This window comes from Parafrankia soli (assembly GCF_001854695.1).
GTDB classification, from domain to species: domain Bacteria; phylum Actinomycetota; class Actinomycetes; order Frankiales; family Frankiaceae; genus Parafrankia; species Parafrankia soli.
Genome location: NZ_MAXA01000224.1, coordinates 129,907 through 156,689, shown reverse-complemented (window position 1 = coordinate 156,689; position 26,783 = coordinate 129,907). Strand labels below are relative to the sequence as shown.

19 protein-coding genes are annotated in these 26,783 nt (G+C 72.8%); 8 read left to right on the top strand and 11 right to left on the bottom strand.

Translation table 11 applies throughout. The features are described 5' to 3' along the window. Positions 1–49 precede the first annotated feature (49 nt). Positions 50–688, top strand: a complete 639-nt coding sequence (locus BBK14_RS21175) for a hypothetical protein (protein ID WP_241831720.1) — start codon at positions 50–52, stop codon at positions 686–688. 26 nt (positions 689–714) lie between these two features. Beyond that, positions 715–1,704 carry a C40 family peptidase gene (locus BBK14_RS21170; RefSeq protein WP_071064980.1) on the top strand — a complete coding sequence of 330 codons (990 nt, stop codon included), beginning with the start codon at positions 715–717 and terminating at the stop codon, positions 1,702–1,704. 15 nt (positions 1,705–1,719) lie between these two features. On the opposite strand, the gene BBK14_RS39030 is transcribed toward BBK14_RS21170, so the two are convergent. The 4 genes from BBK14_RS39030 to BBK14_RS21155 form a co-directional block, all read right to left on the bottom strand. Further along, positions 1,720–1,878 (bottom strand): hypothetical protein, encoded by a 159-nt coding sequence (locus BBK14_RS39030; protein WP_165938629.1) that lies wholly within the window; start codon positions 1,876–1,878, stop codon positions 1,720–1,722. 460 nt (positions 1,879–2,338) lie between these two features. Further along, the gene (locus BBK14_RS21165; protein ID WP_071064979.1) at positions 2,339–3,964 is read right to left on the bottom strand and encodes an FAD-binding oxidoreductase; all 1,626 of its coding nucleotides are present in this window, start codon (positions 3,962–3,964) and stop codon (positions 2,339–2,341) included. Between the two features lie 33 nt (positions 3,965–3,997). Next, a complete protein-coding gene (locus BBK14_RS21160) occupies positions 3,998–6,292 on the bottom strand; it encodes a serine/threonine-protein kinase (RefSeq protein ID WP_071064978.1) in 2,295 nt (764 codons plus the stop codon). A 59-nt stretch (positions 6,293–6,351) separates the two neighbouring features. Further along, a complete protein-coding gene (locus BBK14_RS21155) occupies positions 6,352–9,066 on the bottom strand; it encodes a protein kinase domain-containing protein (protein WP_071064977.1) in 2,715 nt (904 codons plus the stop codon). Between the two features lie 399 nt (positions 9,067–9,465). On the opposite strand from BBK14_RS21155, the gene pgi reads away from it, so the two are divergent. The 3 genes from pgi to BBK14_RS21135 all read left to right on the top strand — a co-directional run bounded on the left by pgi (position 9,466) and on the right by BBK14_RS21135 (position 12,379). Beyond that, a complete protein-coding gene (gene pgi / locus BBK14_RS21150; RefSeq protein ID WP_071064976.1) occupies positions 9,466–11,118 on the top strand; it encodes a glucose-6-phosphate isomerase in 1,653 nt (550 codons plus the stop codon). A gap of 157 nt (positions 11,119–11,275) precedes the next feature. Beyond that, positions 11,276–11,623 carry an STAS domain-containing protein gene (locus BBK14_RS21145; protein WP_071064975.1) on the top strand — a complete coding sequence of 116 codons (348 nt, stop codon included), beginning with the start codon at positions 11,276–11,278 and terminating at the stop codon, positions 11,621–11,623. A 432-nt stretch (positions 11,624–12,055) separates the two neighbouring features. Then, a complete protein-coding gene (locus tag BBK14_RS21135; protein WP_241831719.1) occupies positions 12,056–12,379 on the top strand; it encodes a hypothetical protein in 324 nt (107 codons plus the stop codon). Between the two features lie 33 nt (positions 12,380–12,412). On the opposite strand, the gene BBK14_RS21130 is transcribed toward BBK14_RS21135, so the two are convergent. The 3 genes from BBK14_RS21130 to BBK14_RS21120 are packed head-to-tail and all read right to left on the bottom strand — an operon-like array spanning position 12,413 to position 17,195. After that, positions 12,413–13,507, bottom strand: a complete 1,095-nt coding sequence (locus BBK14_RS21130; protein WP_241831718.1) for a right-handed parallel beta-helix repeat-containing protein — start codon at positions 13,505–13,507, stop codon at positions 12,413–12,415. Between the two features lie 38 nt (positions 13,508–13,545). Then, complete coding sequence (locus BBK14_RS21125) at positions 13,546–15,918, bottom strand: right-handed parallel beta-helix repeat-containing protein (protein WP_241831717.1); 2,373 nt, start codon at positions 15,916–15,918, stop codon at positions 13,546–13,548. Then, positions 15,915–17,195 carry a glycosyltransferase family 2 protein gene (locus tag BBK14_RS21120; protein ID WP_071064972.1) on the bottom strand — a complete coding sequence of 427 codons (1,281 nt, stop codon included), beginning with the start codon at positions 17,193–17,195 and terminating at the stop codon, positions 15,915–15,917. The genes BBK14_RS21125 and BBK14_RS21120 overlap by 4 nt, the downstream gene beginning before the upstream one ends. Before the next feature lie 368 nt (positions 17,196–17,563). Here BBK14_RS21120 and BBK14_RS21115 point away from each other — a divergent pair, with 368 nt between their 5' ends. After that, the gene (locus BBK14_RS21115) at positions 17,564–18,961 is read left to right on the top strand and encodes a UDP-glucose dehydrogenase family protein (RefSeq protein WP_071064971.1); all 1,398 of its coding nucleotides are present in this window, start codon (positions 17,564–17,566) and stop codon (positions 18,959–18,961) included. Then, a complete protein-coding gene (locus tag BBK14_RS21110; RefSeq protein WP_071064970.1) occupies positions 18,958–19,935 on the top strand; it encodes a polysaccharide lyase in 978 nt (325 codons plus the stop codon). Before BBK14_RS21115 ends, BBK14_RS21110 begins: the two co-directional genes overlap by 4 nt. A gap of 27 nt (positions 19,936–19,962) precedes the next feature. Here the strand turns inward: BBK14_RS21110 and BBK14_RS21105 are convergent, their stop codons facing one another. The 4 genes from BBK14_RS21105 to BBK14_RS21090 all read right to left on the bottom strand — a co-directional run bounded on the left by BBK14_RS21105 (position 19,963) and on the right by BBK14_RS21090 (position 25,625). After that, positions 19,963–23,163 carry an adenylate/guanylate cyclase domain-containing protein gene (locus BBK14_RS21105; protein ID WP_041255187.1) on the bottom strand — a complete coding sequence of 1,067 codons (3,201 nt, stop codon included), beginning with the start codon at positions 23,161–23,163 and terminating at the stop codon, positions 19,963–19,965. 104 nt (positions 23,164–23,267) lie between these two features. Then, on the bottom strand, positions 23,268–24,062 hold the full coding sequence (locus BBK14_RS21100) for an ABC transporter permease (RefSeq protein ID WP_071064969.1): 795 nt from the start codon (positions 24,060–24,062) through the stop codon (positions 23,268–23,270). Continuing rightward, positions 24,053–24,991: an ATP-binding cassette domain-containing protein gene (locus BBK14_RS21095; RefSeq protein ID WP_071065056.1), complete on the bottom strand. Its 939-nt coding sequence runs from the start codon at positions 24,989–24,991 to the stop codon at positions 24,053–24,055. The genes BBK14_RS21100 and BBK14_RS21095 overlap by 10 nt, the downstream gene beginning before the upstream one ends. Positions 24,992–25,169: 178 nt before the next feature. After that, positions 25,170–25,625: a MarR family winged helix-turn-helix transcriptional regulator gene (locus tag BBK14_RS21090; protein ID WP_071064968.1), complete on the bottom strand. Its 456-nt coding sequence runs from the start codon at positions 25,623–25,625 to the stop codon at positions 25,170–25,172. A 268-nt stretch (positions 25,626–25,893) separates the two neighbouring features. Here BBK14_RS21090 and BBK14_RS21085 point away from each other — a divergent pair, with 268 nt between their 5' ends. Further along, entirely contained in the window at positions 25,894–26,514 is a 621-nt protein-coding gene (locus tag BBK14_RS21085; protein ID WP_020464648.1) for a nitroreductase family protein, read from the top strand. Positions 26,515–26,783: the final 269 nt, after the last annotated feature.

Genomic DNA, 26,783 nt, shown 5'->3' with positions numbered 1-26,783 from the left:
ACCGCATCGGCACTTTGGTTGCTCTCGGTCTAGGGCACCCGCGGCCTCCGTGATTTTGATCTCGTCGCTGCTGGTGGTCACGGCCGGGTGCGGGGCGATCGGCGACGCCACCCAACCGCCACCCTCGGCGACCACCGGGCCTCCGCCGGGCGCCAGCCAGGCCCCCGGCCCCCCGCTCGCCACCGCGACGGCCGACCCTCAGGGCACGGTCGATCCCACAGACCCGGTCTCCGTGGCGCGGGACTGTTTCACGAAGTGGCAGTCGTTCGACGCGCGGACCGACTCCGGCCCGTCGGCCGGGGTCGAACGCGCCCGTGACTGTCTGACACCGGATTTCGCCGCGGAGCTGAGCGGATCCGGTGCCGGCGCCCCGGCCTCCGGCGAGCCCGGCACCGGCGGTCCGGCCGCCGACCCGCAGGCCGGACCCGCCTGGGACAAGCTGCGTGCCGCCGGCACGCGGTCGACCGTCACGGTGCTCGCCGCGACCCCCGTCGGCGGCGCGGACACGACCGCATCCGGGCAGGTGTCGCTCCTGCTCAACGTGCGCCGGGAGACCGTGACCGGTGACGGGCCGCCCGAGGTCACCGTCTCCACGCCCGCGGTGACGATGCTCGTCGGCACCGACGGCACCTGGCGCCTTGCCGGCGCCGACCTCGCGAACGCCGCCGGCGACGCGCCGGGCCGGTAGCGGCGAGACGGACGGGGGCGGCTGGGATGGCGCTGAGATCGGGCCGGCGGAGAAGCTGGCTGGTCTGGCTGGGCGTCGGCGGCTTCGTGACCGTCGCCGGAGCGTTCCTGCTGATCTCCGTCCTGATCCTGCTGATCGCCGCGCCTTTCCTGGACGACAAGAACATCGGCGGCCGCACGATCGTCAACTCCGAGGGCATCCCGGCGGAGTACGTCCAAATGATCATTGACGCGGCCAACGCGGCGGGGTGCCCCGAGGTCACGCCCTCACTGCTGGCGGCGCAGCTGCGCCAGGAGTCCGGGTTCAACCCCCGGGCGCAGTCGCCGGTCGGCGCGATGGGCATCGCCCAGTTCATGCCGGGCACCTGGGCCTCGCACGGCACCGGCGACGTGTGGAACCCGGTGGACGCCATCCCGGCCGCGGCGCGCTACGACTGCGCGGTGGCTGCGTCGGTCGCGTCCGTCCCGGGGTCGGGGCAGGAGAAGATGCTCGCGGCCTACAACGCCGGGCCCGGTGCCGTGCTCGCGTACGCCGGTGTGCCGCCTTATCCGGAGACGCGCAACTACGTGCGCACCATCCTGGCGCAGGCGCAGGTGTACGGCGACGCCCTCGACACCGGGGAGACGGTCTCCGTCGAGGCGCTGGGTCCGGTGATCGACTTCATGCGCTCCCAGATCGGCAAGCCCTACGTCTGGGGGGCGACCGGACCGGGAGCCTGGGACTGCTCGTCGCTCGTCCAGGCCGCCTACCGGATGATCGGCATCTCCATCCCCCGGGTGACCACCGACCAGCTCGCCTTCGGCCCGCGCGTGTCGGGAGTCGACCCACAGCCCGGCGACCTGCTGTTCACCCCTGGTCCGGACGGAACGGCCCTGGCCCCGGGCCATGTCGGCATGTACGTCGGGAACGGGCAGGTCATCGCGGCGAAGGGAGCACGGTGGGGGGTCGTGCTCTCGGAGCTGTCGGACTGGACGACGGTCGTCGCGGTCACCCGTCCGCTGGCCCGCGACTTCTGACGGGAACGGGGCGGGTCAGACGGCCACGTCGGAGACGAAGTTGCTGAGGCCGTCGGCCACGGAGCCCAGCGCGCCGACCGCGCTGTGGATCACATCGGCTGCGTCTCCCGGCGAGTTGACCATGTAGAACAAGACGAAGATGGTCACACCCCACGGCCAGATCAGTTGCTTCATGTGGGTCCTCCCGAGGAGCTGTGGGCAGCCGGCGGCGTCGGCGACCGGTGCTGTTGGTAACCGTCGGCGGTTACCGACAGCACAGGTGTACTGACTTCGAGTAGCGGTCGCAAGAGGAACCGCCGTGCCACGGCGGGGTCCGCGCCGGGCCTACCGGTGGTCCTCCGGTGCCTCGATGTGGCGTCCTCGACGGGGGTGTGGCCTTCGTCCGGCCGCCGCCGGACCCGGCTGGCGTGGGCGGCGGCCGGATGCCGGGAACGCCTGTCGTCGCGCGAACACCGCCATGTGTCGGAAGGCACAGAGTGGACAGTGGTTAGACCATCCGTAGCCAGTAGTCGGGCCGGAGGATCAACGGGTGTACTGATCCATGTCGCTCCGGGCAGGTTGACGTCGACTCCCTGCTCGGAGCGACAGCCAGCCGTCCCGTCCGGTTACCTGGAGTAATGATCGCTCGGGTTGATCAGGCAGGAGGGATGCTCTGGGCGAAGCGGAAGACGTTGTCCGGGTCGTAGGCGCTCTTGACCGACCGCAGGCGCGGCAGGTTCGTCCCGTAGTACGCCTCCGCCCAGTTCCTGAGCTCCGGATCGATGTAGTTCTGGTAGGCCGATGCCGACACATGGGGCGCCATGGCCGCCACCGTGGCCCGCAGCCACTCGGCGTTGCGGTGGCGCAGGCCGGCGCTGTCCCGCACGTCGTAGCCGGCGATGTACTGCGCGCTGGCCAGCACGTCGCGGTGCACGAACGCCGTCTCCCCCGCCCCGACCCGGCCGATCGCGCCGCCCCAGGAGTCGAGGATGACCCCGCCGGAGCGCAGACCGGCCTCCCGCTGACGGCTCTCGATCGCGCCCAGCAGCGCCTCCGACCCGGCCGCGGACAGCGGCTCGGTGAGGAAGTTCGAGGCGGCGAGCTGGGCGACCCGTTCCAGGGCCCCGCCCGGGCTCCGCCCGGCGAGATGGCACTGCGCGACAGTCCGCCCCGAGCAGCCGGCCTCGATCAGCATCGCCTCCAGCGGTTCCCGCTGGGCGGCGAAGGTGGACGTCGGCGCGCTGCCCACGGCGTCGACCAGCTCCGCCAGCAGCGCCCGGGCCGACGACGGGACCCCGGGCGGTTCGCTGATCACGCCGCTGATCCGGATCGTGGGCGTCCCGGTCCCGTCGGGCGTCGGCGCGGTGGTGATGACACAGGTCGACCACAGTTCGTCCGGTGCGCCGGGGCGCAGGTTCCACTCCTGCCAGGCCGCGACGACGACGGCGGCCGCCGCCCACGGCCAGCGGTAGGTGAACAGGGTCAGCGGGGTCGCCCGGTGGGTGGCGAAGGTGAAGGACGTGACCACGCCGAAGTTGCCGCCGCCGCCGCCACGCAGCGCCCAGAACAGGTCGGCGTCGCGTTGGCCGTCCACCTGGATGATCTCGCCGGAGGCGAGGACCACCTCGGCGGCGAGCATCCGGTCGCAGGTCAGGCCGTGGCGCCGGCCGACGACCCCGATCCCGCCGCCGAGCGTCAGCCCGGCGATCCCGACCGTCGGGCAGGAGCCGGCCGGTAGCGCGGCGCCCGCTGCCGCTAGCTGGGCGTAGACCTCCACGAGCTGGGCGCCGGCGCCGATCGTCGCGATCCCGGAGCCGGGGGTTCCGGTGCCGCCGGTCGCGCCGCCCATCCCCGACCGGATTCCCGGGTGCACCGCGTTCAGGGTGGAGACGTCGAGGAGCAGGCCGCTCGTCGTCGAGTAGCCGCCGTAGCTGTGCCCGCCCGCGCGGGCGGTGAACGGGATGCCGGTGGACCTGGCGAAGGCCACACCGGCGGCCGCATCGGCCGGGGAGGCACAGTAGGCGATCGCCCGCGGCCGGATCCGGTCGAAGGCCGGGTCGAAGAGCTGGCTGGCGGTGGGGTACTCGGCGCCGCCGGGCCGGACCAGCCGGCCGGAGAGCCGGTCGGCGAGCCGGTTCCAGTCCCGCTCGGTCGGCTCGCCGTTGTCGTCGCCGCAGCCGGCGAGGCCCGCGCCGAGCCCACCCGTACCGAGCGCCACCAGGCCCGCCCCGGCGAGCCGCAGCGCCCCGCGCCGATCGAACATCCTGCCCGTCTCGTCCATCCCGCCCGGCCCGTAGCACCTCGCCCGGACTGTTTACTCCTCCGCCTGCCGCAGAACGGTCGTCACGGTGCGGTCGAGGGCGATCCGCCGGACGACACCGTAGCTGCCCTCGCTCACGTACACGGCGCCGGACGTGTCGACCGCCAGCCCCGTGGGGGAGGAGATGCGGGTCTCGGTGGCCAGGGCGCCGTCCGCGTCGTCCGCGGTGGACTCGTCGCTGCCGGCGAACGTCGTGATCTTACCGTCCGGAGTGACCATCCGGATCACGTTGTTGTACGTGTCGGCGATGTAGAGCTCGCCTGCCGGGCCGAGGGCCAGGTCCTGCGGGGAGGCGAGCAGCGCGTCGACCGCGGGCCCGTCGTCGCCCTCGTACCCGGACTGCCCCGGCTTGCCGGCGACGAGCGTGATCTTTCCGTCCTTCGTGATCCTGCGGACGGTGTGGGCGCTGCTGTCCGCGACGTAGAGGGTGCCGTCGTCGGCGAGTGCGAGCCCGGACGGCGAGGTGAGGGTGGCGTTCACCGCCGGCCCGCCGTCGCCGGCCGTACCCGACTCGTCGGCGTTGCCGGCCACCACCGAGATCAGGCCGTCGGTGGTCACCTTGCGGACGCGGTAGCCGGCGGTGAGGTAGAGGGTGCCGTCCTCGGCGGCGACCACCGCCGAGGGACCGGACAGCTTCGCGCCGACGGCGCGGCCCGCTCCGCCGCCGAAGCCGGTGCCCGGCCCCGCGCCGGCGACCGTGGTGATGGTCGTGTCGTCGTTGACGCGGCGGACGCGGCCATCGTCGCTGTCGGCGATGTACACCTCGCCGCCGGGGCCGACCGCGACCCCGGCCGGCCCGATCAGGTTCGAGGCCACGGCCGGGCCGCCGTCGCCGAGCACGGGGGTGGGGGACGGGGACGGGCTGGCGCTGCCGGTGGCTGTCGCGCTGCCGGTGGCCGTGGCGCTGGGCACGGGAGCGGGCGGGCCGACCCCGGCGATCCGGGTGACCACGCCGTCCGTGCCGAGCCGGAGCACCTGGCCCTGGCCGGACGAGCCGCCGCCGTCGACGACGTAGAGGGAGCCGTCCGGGCCGACGTCGATGCCCTCGGTGGTGTAGAGGCCCCTGACCTCCGCGGCGGCGCCGTTCCAGGCAGGGCGGTCGGGATCGTCGCCGGACCCGGAGACCCAGAACCCGATGCCGATCGCCGCGGCGAGGACGGCGAGGGTGGCGACCGAGGCGATCAGCGCCGTCGGGCGCCGCGGGCCGCGCCGGCCGCCGTTCGCGTGCCGCCGTCCGCCACCCGCCCGCCGGCCGCCGGCGCCGGCCTGATCGACCGCGGTGGGTGCCAGCGTCGCGTACGGACCGGAGCCGCCCCGGCCGGCCTGAGGCCGTCCGAGGTGCGCGGCGAGTTCTCCTGGGGTGGGGGTGGTCCCCTGGGTGTGGCCGGCGGCGGCGAGGATCTCGTCCGGCAGCCGCACCGGCACCTCGCTGGCCGTCAGCCAGCCTGGTCCGAAGACCGTGGTCGCCGCCGTGGCGAGCGCGAGCGCGAAGTCGCGGGCCGTCGGCGGGCGCCACCCCGGCTCCTTGGCGAGCGCCGCGAGAATCACCGCCGCCAGCGGCGGCGGCGCCTCGACCAGCGGCAGCGGGGCCACCGACAGGTGGTGGTGCAGCAGCGCGGGGACGGTCAGCCCCGACGGGAACGGGGTCCGTCCGGCGAGCAGCTCGTAGAGGACGACGCCGAGCGAGTAGAGGTCGGTGCCCGGCCCGAGGCGGCTCCCGGTGATCTGCTCCGGCGCCATGTAACGCGGGGTGCCGACGAGGCCGGTCGTGGTCGCCGCCGTGGTCTCGAGGATCTTGGCGATGCCGAAGTCGGTGACCTTGGGGATGCCGTCCCCGGTGAAGAGGAGATTGTCCGGCTTGATGTCGCGGTGCAGCACGCCCCGGTCGTGCGCGGCGGCCAGCGCGCTCGCCGCGGCCAGCCCGATCGCGCAGACGGCCCGCGGGTCGCGCATGGCCGGGCCGCGGTTCTTCAGGCTGCCGCCGGTGAGCTGCTCCATCACGAGCAGGCACAGGCCGTCGCGCTCGACGTAGTCGTAGATCCGCACGACGTGCGGATGGTCCACCCCGGCGAGGACACGGGCCTCGGCGAGGAACCGCCCGCGCAGGTCGCCATCACTGCCGCTGTGGCCGTCGCCGCCCGGCTCCAGCAGGACCTTGACGGCGACGTCGCGGTCGATCAGCCGGTGCCGCCCGGCCAGGACAGCACCGAAGCCGCCCCGGCCGAGCTCGCCACCGAGCTCGTATCCGGTCAGGGCCGCGGCGACGCGGTTGGTGTCGACGAATGTCACGTGACGGCCCCCCGCCGGGCCGCGTGCACTGCTCGCTGTCGGGTCATCTCCGCGCCGCCCTACTGCGCGACCGTCGTGATCGTCCCGTCCGGAGCGATGCGGCGCAGCCGGTTGTTGCCCGAGTCGGCGATGTAGAGCGCGCCGTCGGCGTCCTCGGCGACCGAGCTGGGCTCGTTGAACTGGGCGGCCGCGGCCTGGCCCCCGTCGCCGCCGGAACCCTCGGCCCCGGTGCCGGCGATCGTGGTGATCGTCCCGTTCGGGTCCACCTTGCGGACCCGGTTGTTCCCGTAGTCGGCGATGTAGATCTCCCCGCCGTTGCCGAGGGACACCGACGGGACGGAGAGCTGGGCCGCGGTGGCGGGGCCGCCGTCGCCGGAGAAGCCCTTCTGCCCGTTGCCCGCGACCGTGGTGATGATCCCGTCCTTGGTGATCTTCTGGATGGTGTTGCTGCCGAGGTTGGCGATGTAGAGCGTTCCGCCGTCATCCAGCTCGACGTCGTTCGGGCCGTCCAGCTTGGCCGCGGTGGCGGGGCCGCCGTCGCCGGAGTAGCCCTGGAGGCCGGTGCCGGCGATCGTGTTGATGATCCCGTCCGGGGTGATCTTCCGGATGCGGTGGTTGTCGTAGTCGGCGATGTAGATCGAGCCGTCCGGGCCGATGGCGACCTTCTCCGCGCTGTTGATCTGGGCGGCCGTGGCCGGGCCACCGTCGCCGGAGAAGCCCGCGGTGCCGGTGCCGGCGATCGTGTTGATGATCCCGTCCGGGGTGATCTTCCGGATGCGGTAGTTCTGCGCGTCCGGGATGTAGATGTTGCCGTTCTTGTCCGGCACCGCGGAGCCGGGGCCGTTGAGCTTGGCGGCCGTGGCCGGGCCGCCGTCGCCGCTGTATCCGTCCGCGCCGGTGCCGGCGAGGTCGGAGACCTCCCCGGTCCTGGCGACCTTCTGAATCCGGTCGGACGACAGGCTCGTGATGAACAGCGTGCCCTGCGGGTCGATCGCGACGCTGTACGGGCTGAGGCCCTGCACCGTCACCGGCGTTCCGGTGTAGGCGACACCGGGGACCGGGAGCACCGACACCTGGTCGCGGCTCGAACCGCTGTCGTCGCTGCTGCCGCCGCCCGACAGGCCCACGATGAGGCCGATGGTCAGCACCACGACCACGGCGGCGGCGACGGCGGCGAGGATCAGCGTCCGGTTGTTGCGGTTCGGGGGTCCCGGCTGGGGGCGGTGGCCGCCCATGGGCGGCCGTGGCGGGGCCTGGTGCGCGGGCGGGCGGGGCCCGGAGCCCTGCCAGCCCTGGCCACCGAAGTTCTGGGCGCCGGTGGGCCGCGGACCGCCCGGCCCCGGCTGGCCCGGGCCGGGCTGCCTGGGCTGCCCTGGCTGGCCGCCGTAGCCGGGGACGGGCCGCGGCGGCGGCGTGGAGCTGGGCGGGCCCATGGGGCCGGGGGGCCGGGGCGCCGCGGCGGGTGGTGTGAGCGGCATCGGCTGCGGGGTGGCCCCGCCGGGCTGGCCGTAGCCGCGCCAGCCGCCAGGGGGCGTTCCGGGAGTCGGCCCGGGCCGGCCCTGACCGCCCGGCACACCCTGCCCGGGCATGACCGGCGTGGCGCCGGGGAAGCCCGAGGTGGACGGATGCCCGCCGGTCGGGCGCATCTGCTGGTTGGGCCGGGGCCCGCCGGGCCCGAAGCCGCCGCCGACGGGCTGCTGCGGGCCGGAGCCCGGCACCGGGCCGCGGTAACCGGGGCCGCCCGGCTGCCCGGGCGCGTAACCGGGCCCGCCAGGCCTGCCAGGACCACCAGGACCACCAGGACCACCAGGACCACCAGGACCCGGATAGCCGCCCGGGCGCGTGGCGGCCGGGAACCCGCCGGAGTTCCCGGAGGTGGTCGAGCCGCCGATCACGCCGCGGATCTCGTCGTCCACCCGCAGCTTGACGTCCGAGCGCGCCACCCAGTTCGGCCCGTACGCGCCGGCGCCGGCGCGGGCCAGCTCGAGGGCGAACTCGGAGGCGTCGGAGAAGCGGGCGCCCGGGTCCTTGGCCAGGGTCCGCATGATGACCGCCGAGATCGCCGGCGGCACCGTCGTGAGCGGGTCGGGCATCACGGTCAGGTGGTGGTGGGTCAGCGGCTGCACCGCCATCGGACGTCCGAACAGCGGCCGCTCGGCGAACATCTCGTAGAGGACGCCGGCCAGCGCGTACAGGTCGGTGGCGGGGAACAGCCGGGCGCCCATGATCTGCTCGGGCGCCATGTAGCGCGGTGTGCCCAGGATGGCGCTGGCCGTGGTCTCCGCGCCGTCGAAGATCTTCGCGATGCCGAAGTCGGTGACCTTGAGCAGCCCGGCGCCGTCGAACATGATGTTGTCGGGTTTGACGTCGCGGTGCAGCACGCCCTGGCGGTGCGCGGTGGCGAGCGCTGCCGACGCGGCGACGCCGACGGCGCAGATCGTCTCCGGGGAGAGCTTCCCGGCGGTCATCCGCTGCTTGAGGGTGCCGCCGGAGAGCAGCTCCATCACCAGCAGGCAGGTTCCCTCGTGCTCCACGTAGTCGTGGATCCGCACGATGTGCGGATGGTCGAGCTCGGCCAGGACGCGGGCCTCGGAGAGGAAACGGGCGCGCAGGTCGGGGTCGTCGGTCGTGTCAAGGAGGATCTTGATCGCGACCTTGCGGCCGATCAGCCGGTGCTGCCCGGCGAGAACGAGGCCGTAGCCCCCCTTGCCGAGGTCCCCCTCGACCGCGTATCCGGGGAGCGCCGCCTCCACGAGAGATCTGTCGATAAGCAAGGTCGGTTCCGTCCGTCACCGGCTGCCGGGCCGTCACCACGATCACCACGCGGTGGTGACATCCCGAGGGCCACATCGTGCGGGTCGTGCGTGGGCTGTCCCGCGTGTTGTTCGTACTAGTCGCCGCGCTGGATGGCGCTGGTTCCACCTCGGTTCATCGGGCGGTTCATCGGGCGAGACGCGGTCGCGTGGGTGCACCGCGGTCTTTTGGTGTTCTTCGTCGCGTTCTCGGCGATCCTACGGCCTGTTCCCCCACATTCCGCCCCTCGCAGGGACCCGACGGGCGCGTCAGATGCGCGACTGCACCATGCTGGTCGTCGTCGACAGGTGTTCGGCCGTGTGGGCGCGCGGACGGCGCGGCACACGACAGCACTCCTCCGAGGAAGGGCCTCCAACGTCATGGCGAACACCGAGTCCACCGCCCTCGCCGCTGGAACGGTCGTCGACCGGACCCCGGAGTGGGCCGCGCTGGCCGCGCACCACGCGGAGATCTCCGGGGTGACCCTGCGGAAGCTCTTCGCCGATGATCCGGGCCGCGCCGATTCGTTCACCGTCGAGGCGGACGGCCTTCGGCTCGACTACTCCAAGAACATCGTCACGGCCCGGACGGTCGAACTGCTGCTCGCGCTGGCGCGTCGCGCCGGCCTCGGCGCGCGCATCGAGGCGATGTTCGGCGGCGAGCGCATCAACGTCACCGAGAACCGGCCGGTGCTGCACGTGGCGCTGCGCACGCCGCTCGGAACCAGCATCCACGTGGACGGCGTCGACGTGGTGCCGGAGGTGCACGCCGTGCTCGACCGGATGTCGGCGTTCTGCGACCGGGTCCGCTCCGGGGTGTGGACGGGGGCGACCGGCGAGCACATCACGACCGTCGTCAACATCGGCATCGGCGGCTCCGACCTGGGGCCCGCGATGGCCTACCAGGCGCTGCGGGACTACTCCGACCGCTCGATCGCCGTCCGGTTCGTCTCGAACGTCGACCCGACGGACATCTGGGAAGCCACCCACGACCTCGATCCGGCCAGGACGCTCTTCATCGTCGCGTCGAAGACGTTCACCACGCTGGAGACGCTCGCGAACGCCCGCGCCGCGCGGGCCTGGCTCACCGCCGCGCTCGGCCAGGACGCCGTCGCGCACCATTTCGTTGCCGTGTCAACGAATGCGGAGAAGGTGGCCGAGTTCGGCATCGACACGGCCAACATGTTCGAGTTCTGGGACTGGGTGGGCGGCCGGTACTCGATGGACTCCGCCATCGGTCTCGCTCTGATGGTCGCGATCGGCCCGCACCACTTCCGGGAGATGCTGGCCGGATTCCACGCGATGGATGTTCATTTCCGGAACACCCCGTTCGAACGGAACCTGCCGGTTCTGCTCGGCGTGCTCGGGCTGTGGTACCGGGACTTCTTCGGCGCCCAGAGCCACGCCGTGCTCCCCTACAGCCAGTACCTGGACCGCTTCCCGGCGTACCTGCAGCAGCTGGACATGGAGAGTAACGGCAAGTCAGTTGATCTGGCCGGCCGGCCCGTACCGGTGCCGACCGGCCCGGTGGTGTGGGGCACCCCGGGAACCAACGGTCAGCACGCCTACTTCCAGCTGCTGCACCAGGGGACGACGGTCGTCCCGGCCGACTTCATCGGCTTCCTCGCGCCCAACCACCCCGGTGTCGGCGACGTCGACCAGCATGTCCTGCTGATGGCCAACTTCTTCGCCCAGACGGAGGCCCTCGCCTTCGGCAGGACGGCGGAGGAGGTCGCGGCCGAGGGGGTGGACGCCGGCCTCGTCCCGCACCGGACGTTCGCCGGAAACCGTCCGACGAACACCCTGCTGGCGCCGAAGCTGACGCCCTTCGCCCTGGGCCAGCTGGTCGCCCTCTACGAGCACAAGGTGTTCACGCAGGGCGTCGTGTGGGGGGTGAACAGCTACGACCAGTGGGGCGTGGAGCTGGGCAAGGTGCTGGCCGGACGGATCATCCCCGAGCTGACCGACCCGTCGGCGTCCCCGCGGCACGACAGCTCCACCAACGCGCTGATCAACCTGTTCCGGTCGGTCTGAGCCGCGACCGCCCGGTCCAGTCCGGTCGCGGGCTGGGCTGGGCGTCGTCAATTAGTCATCAAGGTTTAACGATTCCTTGATCTATGTTACTCTCTGCAATCGACTCACGGGGCGGTGGCCCGTGCTGCGACGGATGGAGATCCCGGGGGGCGCACGCATGCGGGTCGACGCGACAGCCACGCGGATGACCGTGCGGCGGACCGGGGACGACGTCGTGATCGAGCTCGGGGGCGAGTTCGACACGGTCGGCAGGCTACGTTTCCGCGAGCAGGTCGGCGAGCTGCTGGGCCGGGGCGGCGGAGTGGTGACGGTGGATGTGGCCGAACTTCGGGCGATCGACATCGCGGGTCTCGCCGCCCTGCTCCGGGCGGATCTCCTGCTCCGTCGCGTCCACGCCGAGCTACGTATTCGCGCGGCCGCGCCGGCGTTCGCCGAGCTCGTCCGCGAGACCGGGCTCGCCGGCCGGCTTCGCGTCGAGGAGGCCGGCCGCCGCCGCGGCCACTGAACCGCCGTCGAAGCCTTCGTTCAAGCCGCTGTTCGGGCCGTCGCCGCCGCCCGGCGTGATCCCCGCCGCCAGCGCGAGCGGCGGGCCCACCTCGGCGATCGTCCGCGCGGCGCGGCCGGTGACGGTGAGGCTGCGTTCGACCCGGCTCATCATCAACATCCCGGCCATCGCGAGAAGCGGGAAGCCGAGCATGATCAGAATTGCGGGTGATGTCAGGTCCACCAGTGCCCCCAGTGGTCGGGCCGTCGGGGATCCGGATCGGTGTCCCCGCAGGTCCGCCTACCCGAACCAGCGGTCGCCTCACGTGCGGGGGGCGGTGCGGATCCGGACTCACCCGAGCCGGGTAATCACCCACCCGGTGCGTCAGGTCGCCAGAGTGTGGGCTATCCGGTGCTGTGCTCCCAGCCCAACTCCTCGTACCCTTCCTTCACCATGTCTGTGCGACGCGCCGATCTCTCCGCCGGCGGGGGAGGTCCGACCGTCAGTACCGAGGACATGCGCGCCCGCCTCGCGATGGTCACCGAGCAGGTGGATTTCGCCCTGGCGGAGGTCGCGTTGCGTGGAGCGGCCTACCGGCGCGCGGCCCAGGACGCCGCCGACTGGCAGTGGCCGCCGGAGTCGCCGCAGAATCTGGCCAGGCCGGTCGTCGCCCGGGCGCTGTTGGCGCAGCTCACGGCGGTCGCCCGGCTCCGCCTGTGGGCGCAGGAGCTCTACTGGCTGCAGGAACAGGTCCGGCTCAGGGCAATGGTGCCCTGAGCCGGACCTGCTGGATCTGGCGCGCGCCCCGCGTCAGGCGGATGAGCAGTCGATGTTGGACGGCCCCGATGACGCCCCGCTGACCTGGTTGTCGCAGCTGACGATGTTCTGGGTGTCGGCACCCTCGTGGATGTAGACGCCGTAGCCCTTGGCGTTCACCGGGAGCCGGTTACGGCGGAAGGTGTTCTGCCGGCCCCAGTTCTCCTGCTCGACGTGGGTCTGGAAACCGTCCTCCAGAGTGCCGCCGCCGATGCCGGTGTTGTCCTCGATCAGCCAGCCGTTGCCCTTGATGTCAATCCACGAGTCGGCCTCGGCGAGGGAGTCCGACGACAGGGTGTTCCCGCGGATCACCCCGCCGCTCGTGCCCTCCTTGATGTCGATGTTCTCCGAGGTCGTGCCGGCGATGTCGTTGCCGATGACCGAGTTGCGGTCGCTGCGGTCGGGCCCGCAGTCGGTATACTTGCACCAGTTGCTGTGCGCGCTCCCGACGTAGACGCCCTCGCCGAACTTCTCCCGCCGGTTTCCGGTGTCGCGGATGACGTTGCCGACGACCAGGTTGTCCGAGCTCGCCGTGCGCAGGTGGATCGCCTCGTCGCCGATCGTGTTCACCTGCAGCTGGGCGATGATCGAGTGCTGGACGCGGTCCGCCATCACGCCCTTCTGGCCGTTGCGCACGGTGAAGCCGACCACCCGTACCCAGGACGCGCCGTCCAGGTGCAGTACGTAGTCCGTGTCGTCCTCGCCGTCGAGGACGGCCTTGGGCGAGCCGCACAGCCAGATCGGCGCGGCCTCGGTGCCCGAGGCGGCCAGCTTGTAGCCCCCGGTGTAGACGCCGTCCGTCATCCGGATGATCGCCCCCGGCTTCGCCGCGGACAGGGCGCTGCGCAGGTCACCGCCGTTGTTGACGGTGGTCCCGCCGGCGGGGCACTCGACCGGCCGCTCCGCGGCGACGGGCGCTGCCGTCGCGAACGGGTCGGCGGCCGCGGTCGCCGGGGCGCTGGACGGGGCGGCCGTCCCGGTGCCGGCGGACGGCGTGGCGCTGGGCTGCGGGCCTGCACCGCCGCCGCCGGAGCCGCAGGCGGTCAGGGCGACCGACGCCGCCGCGAGCGTGCCGGCCGTCAGCAGCACCGCGGCTCGTCGCCGGGATCGTCCCGGCGAGATGGTCCTCACCTGTTGTTTCCCCCTTTGGAACGGCGGCGGCGACCTGGCGCCGTGCCCACCGGATCGATGATCTCGAGGTTCCCGTCGAACGGCCGTGTCGTGATCTCGGTCGTGACCTCTCCCGCCGACATGTCCGGTCCGACCGACAGGTCCCGGGGGGTGCGGTAGAAACGCAGGCCGCGCAGGGTCGGGTGGGCGTCCTCGCTGATCGGCGCGGCGGCCGGAGTCAGTGTCGCGGCCGGCGACAGAGCGGCGCCGACGTCGTCGGTGCCACTGCGGTCGCCGTCAAGGTCGCCGGTACCGGAGTGACCGGTACCGGCGCCACCCGTACGGAGCGCGGCCGTGTCGCCGGAGCCGGCCGTCGCGGACCGTGGCCGCGCCGGGGATCGACCCGGCTCCGCCGCGCCGGCGCGGCGGCGGGAGCCAGGCCTGGCCCGACCGCCGGGGGCTGGCTGGACGTCCAGCGCAGCCCCCGCCGGGCTCGCCGCGGTGAGCACGGGCGCCGCGGGGGCCAGGACGCCCGCGTCAGCCCTGGCCGGGGTCGGCCGCACTCGGCCCGGCGTGGGGTAGCGCTCCGCGGGCACCCGGGGAAGTGCGGTGCCCGCGGGCGAATGGACCGCCGAGGACTCCGTCCGCTGGTCGGGGATGCCGGAGAAGGCGGGATCGGGGCGCATCGTGCCCCCGGTCAGGCGGCGGACCAGCAGCTCGGACTCGGGGTAGGGGTGCTGCGGCGGACGGCGCCGGGCCCGCCGCCGCGCCCACCAGCCGGCGAGTGGGAACAGCGCCACCAGGCCCCACACGATGAGGGCGGGATGGCGGCGGATCAGCGTGTACCAGTGCTTCGGCTCGCGTGACACCCAGGCGTCGGAGTTGTTGCTGTGCACGTCGCGCGGGTTGATCCCGACCGCCTTGCGGGTGTCGACCGCGCGCCAGCCCTCGCCGGCGAGGGTGTTGTGCTGGATCGTGCTGCCGTCCGAGACGCCACGCAGCGTGATGGCGAAGTCGGTGGCGCCGCTCACCTGGTTGCGGCTGACGATGGTGGTGAGGGCGTCCTGGGTGATCACGCCGAGGCGGCCCTCGGCGAGTTTGTTGTCGACGATGGCGGTGCGGCGGGCGTCCGGGCCGATCTGGATGCCGGCCTCCTCCGCCCCCGTCACCTTGTTCCCTGTGATCTGGGTGCCGTTGGCGCCGCTCTTGACGACGATGCCGAGCTGGCCGCCGCTGATCGTGTTAGTGCGGACGACGGTGTTCTCGCCGCCGACGACCCGGATGCCGTACCGGCCGTTGCCGGAGACGGTGTTCTCCTCGATCAGGGTGTCCTTGATCTGGTTGACCTGGACTCCGGTCGCGGTGGCGACCACGCCGAGGCCACGGCCGTCCAGCGAGATGCCGTCGCCGCTGTTGTCATTCACGGTGCTGCGCATCACCCGGGAGCCCGAGGCACGGTCGATGGTCATGCCGTCGCCGTGGTTGCGGGCCGCCGTCACCCCGGACACGAGCGTGGTGATGGCGTCGCGGTGCACGGCCAGGCCGGAGCGCTCGTTGTCGGTGAGGCGCACACCGACCATCTGGATGCCCTCGCTGCCGGAGACGTACGCGCCGTAGATGTTGTCRCTCAGGGTCGAGTTCGCCGCGCCGCCCGTGCTCGGCTCGCCCTTGCTTCCCGTCCAGGCCACGCCGCCGGTCCGGCCGTTCCAGAAGCCGAGGTGGTTGGCGCTRGTGTTGCGCATGATCAGCTCGCCGCCCATGGTGCGGATGTAGGCGCGGCCGTCCACGGTGAGCTTGTCCGGCTCGAGGTTCTGAACGTCCCATCCGACGACGGTCAGCGGCTGCTCCGGGGACCGCCCGGCGAACTCCAGCCCGCCGCGCCAGGTGGCGACCGAGGCGAACCCGGACGCGCCGCTGGCCAGGCGCAACGCGGTCACGCTGGGATCGATCACGAGCCGGGCCTGCGGGCCGACCAGCACGTTCGCGGTGAACAGCACGGCGCCGTCCACCTCGCGGCGCCCGCCGCCGGCCGCGACGACGTCCCCCGCGGTGTAGGGGGCCTGACGCGCCGGCAGCAGCAGGGTGGGCAGGCTGCCCGCGGCCTCGACGAGCGTCGGCGCGGTCAGTACCCCGAAACGTTCGAACATCGAGCGCAGCCGGATGTCCTCGGCGTCGACGAGGTTCGACTGCTTCTTCGCGTCCGCCGAGCTGACCGGGGGCAGCGGCGCCACCGGTTCGGCGTGCGCGGGGACGGCCGTCAGCAGGCCACCGCCCCCGATCGCGGCCGCCGCGAGGGTGGTCAGCGCCGCCCGCCGTATCCAGGACGGGACCCGCGCGGTGACCGGGCGGCCGACCGGGAACGGCGATCCGGCCAGGCGCGGGGGCCTCATCGGGTACCACCCGTCGCGGTCGCCGTCGCCGGGCGGGGGCTCGCGGCCGGGCCGGTTCGCGTGGAGGCGTCGGTCTGGCCCTCCCCGCCGATGAGGTCGGAGCGCCGGGTCAGCCAGCCCTGCTTGTTCATCGACACGAACGCCCAGGTCTTGATGGGCAGCGCGACGACGATGATCATCAACACGGTGAGCGGGAGGATGAAGACGTCCCGCGGGTGCTCCTTGAGGTGGGAGAGCCCGCGGATGAACCGCCCGAGCAGCAGCCAGGCGATCGCGATGATCGGGGCGTTCGCCTCCGGCCGGAACATCCACAGCACGAAGTAGGTCATCGCGACACCCATGGTCACCGGCGTCAGCACGATCTGCAGCACGCTGACCTGGGTGATCAGCGGCTGCCGCCACAGCCAGCCCTTGTAGATGGCTGTCAGGTAGGTCCGGTAGGAGTTCCGGCTCCAGCGCACCCGCTGCTTGATGAAGGCCCGCAGGTTGTCGGGGAACATCGACATCGCGTGCGCCGTGTGCTGGTGCATGGTCTTGTAGCCGGACGCGAGCACCAGCCAGGTCAGCCGGCCGTCGTCACCGGCGATGCACCGCCGGCCGAGGAAGAACTCGTGCTCCAGGTTGTGCAGCACGGGCAGGATCGCCGAGCGCCGGTAGGCCGCCGTGCGCCCGGACAGGCAGGCGACGGCGCCGACCCGGCCCTGCGCCGGCACGTAGTCGAGGTAGCGGATGTCGACGAGCCAGTTCGCGACCCGCCGCCACACGCTGCTGCGCGGCTCGTAGACGTTCTGCCGGGTTCCGACCCCGCCGACCTGCGGGTCGACGAACGGCATCTGCACCGCGGCGAGCAGTCCCGGCTCCCACGCGGTGTCGGAGTCGCAGAGCACGACGATGTCCTTGGTCGCCGCGGACAGTCCGACCCCGAGCGCCGAGCGCTTGCCCTCGTGGACGAACGGGATCACGCGGACCGTCGGGTCGGCGCGCTGGGCGAGCCTCGCGATGAGCTCGGTGTCCTCCACGTCCGGGATGATGATGATCTCGTCCGGCTGCTGGGAGAGCCAGGTCTCCAGGCACCGGATGAGGACGTCGGGGTCTTCCCGGAACGAGGGAACGATCACCGAGGTGCTGGCTCGGAAGTTGTTCCGGACGGGGCGGTACCGGGTGGAGAGCAGGCGGCGAGTGAGCCACACCACCCAGGAGACAACGCCCGCGATCCCGATCGGGACCAGAGATCGATGATCGCGAACGAAATCGATCGCGACGCCGAACCACTCCATCTTGTGTGTTGCCCCCCCAGCTGCAGGCCACCGAGAACGCCAGGGTCATGGGGAAGCGTGTTGGGACGTGTACGAACCATCCGGCGCGCCAGCCGGATGGTTCAGGTCCCCACCGCACCCCCGCCGGTGGTCGCTGATGTCTATCCATTGATAGACGAAGCAGACATTAGCAGTGGTCGGGACAGGGTGTAACTGATCACCGTACCCAGGCGCCGGCAACGACAAACCGTCAACGTTAGGTAGTCAACCGGCTACCTGTCGCGGCGTCCGCCCAGCCCCGGCACCCCGCCTCATCTCCCGGAAACGCGAGCGGTCCACAATGCGCTCCGCGGCCTTGCAGCCCGACGTTGAGTGGGGGGATACACACAATGAGCACACCAGAAGCGGGGAGTCCGCTCCGGATCAGCGTTATTGGCACCGGATATCTCGGGGCGACGCACGCGATCTGCATGAGCGAGCTGGGTTTCGATGTTGTCGGCGTCGACGTCGACCAGGACAAGGTGCGCCGGCTCGCCGGCGGCGAGGTGCCCTTCTTCGAGCCGGGCCTCGAGGAGCTCCTGCGCAAGAACCTCGAGACCGGCCGCCTGGCCTTCACGACCTCCTTCGCCGACGCGGCGAGCGCGGACGTGCATTTCCTGTGCGTGGGCACCCCGCAGCGCGCGGACTCGGGCGCGGCCGACATGAGCTACGTCGACGGCGCCGTCGAGCGGCTCCTCGCCGCCCAGCCGAAGGCCGGTTCCCTGCTGGTGGGCAAGTCGACCGTCCCCGCGGGGACGGCCGTGCGCCTCRCCGACTGGCTCGCCCGGGAGGCACCCGAGGTCGATCTCGCGTGGAACCCGGAGTTCCTGCGGGAGGGCTTCGCCGTCGAGGACACCCTGCGCCCGGACCGGCTGGTCTTCGGCCTGCCCGCCGACGACGAGTGGTACGGCGTGGCCGACCGCACCGACCGGGGCGACCACACCGGGCGCCGGGTCCGGGTCGAGGCCAGGCTGCGGGAGGTGTACGCGACCGCGCTGGCCGCCGGCACGCCGTCGGTCGTCGCCGACTTCGCCACCGCCGAGCTGGTCAAGGTGGCGGCGAACGCGTTCCTCGCCACGAAGATCTCCTTCATCAACGCGATGTCCGAGGTCTGCGAGGTGGCGGGCGCCGACGTCAAGACCCTGGCCTCGGCCCTCGCCTACGACACCCGGATCGGCGGGCGGTTCCTCGGCGCGGGCCTCGGCTTCGGTGGTGGCTGCCTGCCCAAGGACATCCGCGCCTTCCAGGCACGCGCCGAGGAGATGGGCGCCGGCCCGGCGCTCGGCTTCCTGAGCGAGGTCGACCGCGTCAACCTGCGCCGCCGCAGCCGGACGGTGGAGCTGGCCATCCACCTGCTCGGCGGCGGCGCGGCCGGGCGGCGGGTCGCCGTGCTCGGGGCCGCGTTCAAGCCGAACAGCGACGACATCCGCGACTCGCCGGCGCTCGACGTCGCCGACGCGCTGCGCAAGGCGGGTGCCCGCGTGACGGTCTACGACCCCGCGGCCATGGCGAACGCCGCCCGCAAGTTCCCCGACCTGCGCTACGCCTCGGGCGTCTCCGAGGCGGTCACCGACGCCGACGTCGTGCTGCATCTCACCGAGTGGGCCGACTTCCGCGAGATCGAGCCGTCGCTGCTGACGTCGCTGGTGCGTCGCCCGGTCATCATCGACGGCCGCAACACCCTCGACCCGCAGCGGTGGCGGGCCGCCGGCTGGATCTACCACGCGCTCGGCCGCCCCAACGTATGAGCGGTCCGGGCAGGCCGGGGGAGGCCGGTCCGGACCGGCGCGGCTGGACGAGGCGGGCCCTGCTCGCCTCGTCCCTTGGCGCGTTCGCGCTGGCGGGGACCGGCTGCGGCCTGGTCTCCGACGACCAGCCGTTCGACCCGGCCAGTGAGATCCTGCCGCCGGACACGGCGGCGCCCGTCGCCGCGCCCGCGACCACCGCCGCCGCGCGGCGCACCCTCGCGGACCCGGCCGCGGCGAAGGAGTTCTTCGGCAAGGACCTGGTGGCCCGGAGCCGGTCGAGCTTCGGGCTGGACCGGGCGGAGATCATGGCATCGGACGATCCGCGCTTCCCGAAATTCCTGCGAATCTCACTTCCGGTTGACGCGATGAACCCCGCGGACGCCAGAATCTACGGCGACGGGCCCACGTACGGCGGGACGCAGGTCTTCGTCGATCACACCCTGAGATCACCCTACGAGTTGTACATGCGTTACTACCTGCGGTTCCCGGAGGGTTTCGCCTTTGGTAAGGGCGGTCGCCTGCCGGGATTCTTCGGCACCATCGTCAAGAACCGTCAGCGCACGGAAACGTTGCGAAGCGGATTGGCGACCCGTTTTGCGTGGCGGGACGGTGACGAAGGAATCGTCTATGCGAACACCGCGCGCACCGATCATCCGATCAATGTGATCGGCAAAGGCGCGTGGCACTGGCCGGCCGGCCGCTGGATCTGTGTGGAGCAGGGCGTCAAGCTCAACTTCGAAGGCTTCGCGGACGGCGTCCTGCTCGTCTGGCTGGACGGTCAGCTCGTCCACAAGGAGCAGAGCTTCAACCCGAGGATCTCCAACGACCTGCGCATCGGTGGGATTCTCGTCACAGCGACCTTCGGCGACGGCGGGACCTCGTTCGCGCCGACCTCGCCGCAGACCATGGACCTGGCCGGGTTCACCTACGGCACCGCGCGGCTCAACCCGCTCCCGAAACCCGAGGCGACCTGAGCCGGCTCCAGACCTGAGCCGGTCCGGTCAGCCGAAGCGCTCGGCGTCGAGGGTCTCGAACAGCCGTCGGCTGGTGGCCGCCGCCGCCCGGTTCCCCTTCTGCAGGAACCGGGCGCTGGCCGCCTCCAGGCTCTCGGCGGCGTCGTCCTTGCGCCCGGCCCGGTAGAGCACCTCGGCACGGGCGAGCAGCGCGTTGCCCTGCCCGTCGATGTCGTCGGTGCGGCCGGCCAGGTCGCACGCGGTGTCGGCGAAGCGCAGCGCCTCGGCGTCCCGCCCGGAGATCGCCAGCAGCTTGGCGTGCACCGAGCACCAGCCCGCCTGGGCGGGGAGCTGGTCGCCGGCGGCGGCGTCCCGGCACCGGTTGACGTACTTCTGCGCCTCCTCCAGCTTGCCGCGCCGGACCAGCACGTCCGACAGCAGGGCGGCCCGGGTGGCCAGGTGCGCGCGCTCGCCCATCCGGGAGAGCTGGCGGCAGCTGCGGCGCAGCTCGCGCTCGGCGATCTCCGGCTCGTCGGCGAGCAGCGCCACGCGGGCCACCACGAAGCCGCTGTGGAACGGGTCCGTGCGGGCGCCGCGGATGTCCCCGACGATCTCCTCGGCGTCCTTGAGGTGGGTGCGCGCCGCCTCCAGGTCACCGGACATGGCGTTGAGCAGCGCGAGCTGCGCGAGCACCGCCCGACGCAGGCCGCGGTCGTCGCCGGCCGCCTCCAGCGCCCTGGTCGCCTTCGCGATCGCGTAGGGCACCGGGCGCGGCACGAGGCTCAGCAGCAGGACCTGCTCGCGCCGCAGCGAGTGCGCGGCCCTGGGCACCCCGGACTCCTCGGCGTGGCGCACCGCGGTCTCCATGGCCTTCTCCGCGGCCGCGAACTGGCCGGCCGCGCCGTACGCCGCCGACTGGCTGCGGCAGGCCAGCGCCGCGCCGACGTCGTCACCGTCCCGGACGAACGCGGCCAGCGCCGCCGTGGCCTCGGTGAGCGTGCTGGCGACCAGGCCCTCGGGGTCGGTCGCGAACAGCACCCGCAGCTGGGCGAGCCGGGCGTGCGCCCGCAGGCCGTCCTCGCCGGCGCGCCGCGCCCGCTCGGTGACCTGCCGCAGGATGCGCTCGGCGTCGGAGAGGCGGCCGAAGGAGTACAGCGCCCAGCCGAGGTCGATCTCAGCCCGCAGCCGCAGCGGGTCGGTCTCCGGCAGCAGCGTGATCGCGCGTTTGAGGAGCTGGGCGGCGCCGGTCTCGTCACCCTGGCGGACGCGGTCTGCCGCCTCGATCAGGCAGGTGGCCGCCGCCCGGCCGAGTTCGATCATCTCGTTGTCGCGCTGCCCGAGCTCGACCCGGTAACGGTAGGCCTGCTCGAGGTGGTAGCCCACCAGCTCGTCGTGCTCACCCGGCCCGCCGACCATCCGCGCCTGCAACCAGCCGGCGAAACGCTGGTGCAGGTCGGCGCGTTGGCGCTTGGACGTCGCCTGGTACGCGCAGTCGCGCAGCAGGACGTGCAGGAACCGGTAGGCGTCGACGCCGGGCAGGTCCGAGCGGTCCGGGTGGACGAGCTCCTTGCGGACCAGTGACAGGCAGTGCTCCGTGACGTACGGGCGCTCGGCCGGGTCGGAGAGCTCGGCGACGGCGTCCAGGTAGAACCGCTCGCCGACCACGGCGGCACGCTCGAGCACCCGGCGCTCCGGGGGCTCGAGGCGGTCGAGTCGGGCGGCCAGCAGCGCGGAGATCGTCGGCGGCACCGTGACCCCGCGCAGGTTCCCGGTGGCGATCCAGCGGGAGCCCTCCCGGCGCAGCAGTCCGTCGTCGACCAGCGCGGCGACCATCTGCTCGACGAACAGCGGGTTGCCCGCCGCCGAGGTGGTGATCCGCGAGACGAGCGCGGGGTCGAGGTCGTCCGAGCCCATCAGGGTGCGGATCAGCCGGTGGCAGCGTGCCTCGGTGAGCGGCGCCAGCAGCATCGACGTGGCGTTCAACTTGCCGCCGCCCCACTCGCGCCGGTCCTCCAGCAGCTCCGGGCGGGACAGGCACAGCAGCAGGATCGGCGCGTCCCGCGACCAGTCGGCGACGTGCTCGATCAGGTCCAGCAGGGTCGGCTCGGCCCAGTGGACGTCGTCGAACCACAGCACCAGCGGGCGCTTCTCGGCCAGGGCCTGGAAGAAGGTGCGGACCGCCCAGAAGCTCTCCTGGGTGCCCAGCTCCGCGCCGCCGAGTCCGACCAGCGGGGCGAGCGCGTCGACCACCTCGGCGGCCTGCGGGACGTCCGCCAGCAGTTCCTTGAGGCGCAGGCGGCCGTCCGGCGCGCTCTCGTCGGCGGACATGCCGGTGGCCTGGCGCACCATCTCCATCAGCGGCCAGTAGGCGATGCCCTCGCCGTAGGACAGGCAGCGGCCGGTGAGCACGGTGGCGCGCGACGCGGTGGCCTGGCAGAACTCGCCGACCATCCGCGACTTCCCGATGCCGGCCGGGCCGAGCACGGTGAACAGGTGGCAGGTCCGCTCCTCGACGACGGCCTCGAAGGCGTCCTGGAGGCGGCGGCGCTCCCGGTTTCGGCCGATCACCGGCGCCGCGAAGCCCTGGGTGGGGGCCCGGCTGCCCGGGCCCGCGGTCGGGTCGACCAGCCCGATCAGGCGGTGCGCCCGCACCGGCTCCCGCTTGCCCTGCACGACCAGCGGGCCCACCGAGCTGACGGTGACGCTGTGCCGGATGAACCGGTACGTGCTGTCACCGATGAGGATCTCGTCGGGTGGCGCCGCCTCCTCCAGCCGGGAGGCGACGTTCACCGGGTCGCCGGTCGCGCCGCCGCCGGCGACGGTCACCTCGCCGGTGTTGATACCGATGCGCACCCGCAGCCGCAGGCCCCACTCGCGCTGGAGGTCGGCGTTGAGCTCCTCCATCGCCGCGCGGATGTCCAGGCTGGCCCGCACGGCGCGCAGCGCGTCATCCTCGTGCAGCACCGGGATACCGAACACGGCGAACACCGCGTCCCCGATGAACTTCTCGACCGTGCCGCCATGGGCGTGGATGACCTCGCGCACGGTCGTGAAGAACCGCCACATGACCTGCTGCAGCGGCTCGGAGTCGATCTTCTCACCGATGTCCGTCGAACCGGTTATGTCGACGAACATGATGGTCACTGTCTTGCGCGACCCATTGCCCGCGACGGGCAGCGGGTTTCCGCACTCGGAGCAGAAGCGCGCTCGCTTCGGGTTCTCCTCCGCGCATGTCGGGCACGGCACCATGTGCGGGATCGTAGGCCGATCGCGGTGCGGCGCGGCAGGGGATGGGGACACGCGCCGCGCCGGCAGTGACCTATGCCACATCACGGATTCGGTTGGTCCCTTGTTCAGGATGGCAGGTCCCGGTGCAGTGAGGCGCTCGCGGCGGCGGTGAGAACCACCGCCCACGAGATCGCGGCGAGCAGGGACGAGACATGTGTCTCGCTGGTGGGCCAGAGCAGGATGCCCAACGGTGCGGTCGCCGGGCCGTGGAAGCGGGCCCCGTCGAGCACGGCCTCGGCCAGCCCGGACAGGGCAATGGCGCCGGCGGCCGCGGGCGAGCCGCGGGTCAGCGTCCCCACCCCCACTCCGGCCACCCCGGCCGCGCACACCATGAGGACCACGATCACATAGGCCGACAGCAACTCCGCCGGCCGGTCCGCGCGCATCGCCGGCGCGCCATGCCGGGCCGCCCCGCGCGCCCACCAGGCGGCGAACGTCGCCGTGCTCAGCGCGGCGCCGATGGCGAGCACGGTGAGCACCTGGGCGCCCAGCACCCGGGACCGCCGCGGGGTGAGCAGCCAGGTGTGGGTGACCGTGCGGTACCGGTACTCGCCGGTCACCAGGATCACCCCGAAGAACATCATCGCGTAGGCGAGCAGGAACCCCGAGCGCGAGCGCAGGCTGTTCCAGGCGACAAGCGGTTCGGCCTGGGCACCCCACAGCAGCAGCAGCGGGACGTGGACCGCCAGTGCGACGCAGAGGCCGACGAACTGCCACCGCCCCGTTGTGATCTTGAGTAGCTCGGTGGCGACCAGCCGGCCCGTGCCCGGCCCCGCACCCGGCCCCGTGCCCCGGCGCCCGCGGGAGCGGCCGGAACGGCGGACGACCTCGACGGTCGGGCGGGCCTCGGTCACCGCCACCCGCCTCCGGCCCGCTCGCGCGCCCCGCCGCCGGCCCCGGTGTGTGTCTCGTCGTCGGCCCGGCTGGTCAGGTCGAAGAACGTCCGCTCCAGGTCGGGGCCGGTCGTGTGCAGCTCGACGAGCGGGATCCCGTGGGCCGCGCAGAGCCGTCCGACCTGCTCGGCGAGGCCGTGTGGCAGGCGCAGGCCGTCGGGACCGGTCCGGACGACGTCCTCGGGGCGCAGCAGCTCGGCGAGCCGGTCCGCCTCCGGGGTGCGGACCTCGACGTGCCCGCGGCCCACCTCGGTGGCGGGCGCGGCCAGCACCACCTGGCCGCGGTCGACGATGACGACGTGGTCGACCGTCTGGGTGACCTCGGCGAGCACGTGGCTGGACAGCAGCGCGCTGCGGCCGCTCGCCGCCCACGAGCGCAGGAACCGGCGCAGCCAGCGGATGCCGTCCGGGTCCAGCCCGTTCGCCGGTTCGTCCAGGACGAGCAGCTCGGGATCCCCGAGCAGGGCGCCGGCGATGGCGAGCCGCCCGCGCATCCCCAGCGAGTAGGTGCCGACCGGGCGGTCGGCGGCGGCGGTGAGGTCGACGGCGGCCAGCGCCTCGTCCACGGCCGGGCCGCGCCGCCGCCGGGGCAGGCCGAGCGGCAGCGCCAGGCAGCGAAGGTGGTTGCGCCCGGTGCGGGCCGGGTGCGCCGCCGGCTCGAGCACGGCACCGACCGTGCGGGCCGGGGCGGGCAGCTCGCGGTACGGCCGGCCGTTGATCAGGGCGTGCCCGTCGGTGGCGGCCACCATGCCCAGCAGAATTCGCAGCGTCGTCGTCTTGCCCGACCCGTTGGCGCCTAGGAACCCGGTCACCGTCCCGGCGGGCACGGTGAACGAGACATCACGCAGTGCTTCCACTCGCCCGTACCGCTTCGTCAGCCGGTGGACGTCCACCACCGCCGGCGCGGTGCCGGTGCCGGCACTGGGCCAGGCGCCGGGCTCGCTGGCCACAGCGGGGCGCGCGCCGCCGGCCCGGCCGCTGGTGGGGCGGTCGCCGCCGCGGCGCGGGGTTTCACCCACCGTGAGAGCTCCGGTTACCGTGGCCTCCTCGGGTTGGCGCGCCCAGGTGCTCACCTCACGGTAACGGCACCGTGTTAACGGCAGCCGCGTTGTCCCGCACCTGCGCCAGGAGCCGGCCCAGAGTGGCCCGATCGTCCGCCGACAACCCGTCGGTGAAGCGTCGGACGGCGGCCGACGCGCAGGCACGCCCGGTCTCCAGTGTGGTCTTTCCCTCCGGCGTCAGCTCCAGCAGGATCGCGCGGCGGTCGGCCGGGTCGATCTGGCGGCGCACGAGGCCGTCGGCCTCCAGCCCGTCCACTGTCTCGGTCATCGTCCGGGGTGCCACGGAGACGGCGCTCGCCAGGTCCCGCAGCCGCAGGGGGCCGGTCTCCGCGACGAGCCGCAGGACCTTGAGCCGGGGCAGGGTCAGGCCGGCGCCGGCCCGCAGCGACTCGTTCACCCCGCGCCTGACCTGATGGCCGAGGGCGAGGATGAGGTCGACGACCTCGTCGCCGGTGTCGGGTGGGGGCATGGGCCGGCCGTCCTCTCTGCTGGCGGCACACGGCTGCACGCGGTGCGCAGCTGCTGGTGGTGCGGGCTGCCGGAGGTGCGCGGCCGGCAGCCCCGGATTGCTGAGCACCATCTATTATGAGGGCGCCTCAGTGAAATGGGAAGAGCTCGTCCGCGGAAAGTGAACGATCGGGAACCTGGCGTGCGCGGCGCCGATCCGGATCGATCAGGGCCAAATTAGGTCAAATTGCAAAACGCGCGGACGCGAACCCGAACCGAATGGAGCTGCTGTGGACGCCCTCGACTGCCTGATGACCCGACGCACCGCGACCCGGCTCGTGGAGCCCGGCCCCACCGACGAACAGCTCGCCGTCATGCTCGCCGCCGCGACCACCGCGCCGGACCACAAGATGCTGCGCCCGTGGCGGTTCGTGGTGGTGCGCGGCGAAGCCCGCGAGGTGCTGGCGAACGCCATCACCGCGGCGGCCGAGGCGGTCGGCGGCCTGGCCGAACCGGTCATCCGTAAGGCCGCGGGCAAGGCGACCCGCTCGCCGGTCCTCATCGCCGTGATCGCCTCCCGGGTGCCCGGCGCGCGCGTCCCCCGCGCCGAGCAGGACGCGTCCGCCGCTGCCGCGGCGCAGAACCTCTGCCTCGCCGCGCACGCCCAGGGAGTCGCCTCGGCGTGGAAGTCGACGCCGCTGCCCGACAGTGACCAGGTCCGCGCGGTGTTCGGCCTGACGGGCGGCGAGGAGCTGCTCGGCTGGGTGGAGCTGGGGACGCTCTCAGACGCCATCCCGCTGCCGCCGCGTGAGCCGGTCGCCCTGTCCGCGGTGGCCTCCGAGCTGACCACGGGCGGCCAGCTCGCCCCGGTCGAGTGGGCGGCCCAGCCCGTCCCCGTCGACGCCTACTGACCGGCCCGCCGGCTGGTACGCGGGCGATCGCCCGGGCTTCTCCCGCCCGGGCCGCCCGGCCCCGGCGGCACCAGAAGACATGGCACCAGAAGACACGGCACCAGGAGACACGGGTCGGCACCCCGGGATGGCGGACTCGTCGGCACCCGTAGGAGGAATGTGGGCCTCAGTGGGGTAGGACACCCCCGCGGTCGGACGCCCGCGCCGATCCGAGCCGGATGGAGGAGCTTCCGGGAGAGCACCGATCACCCGGCCTGGAATCACATCCA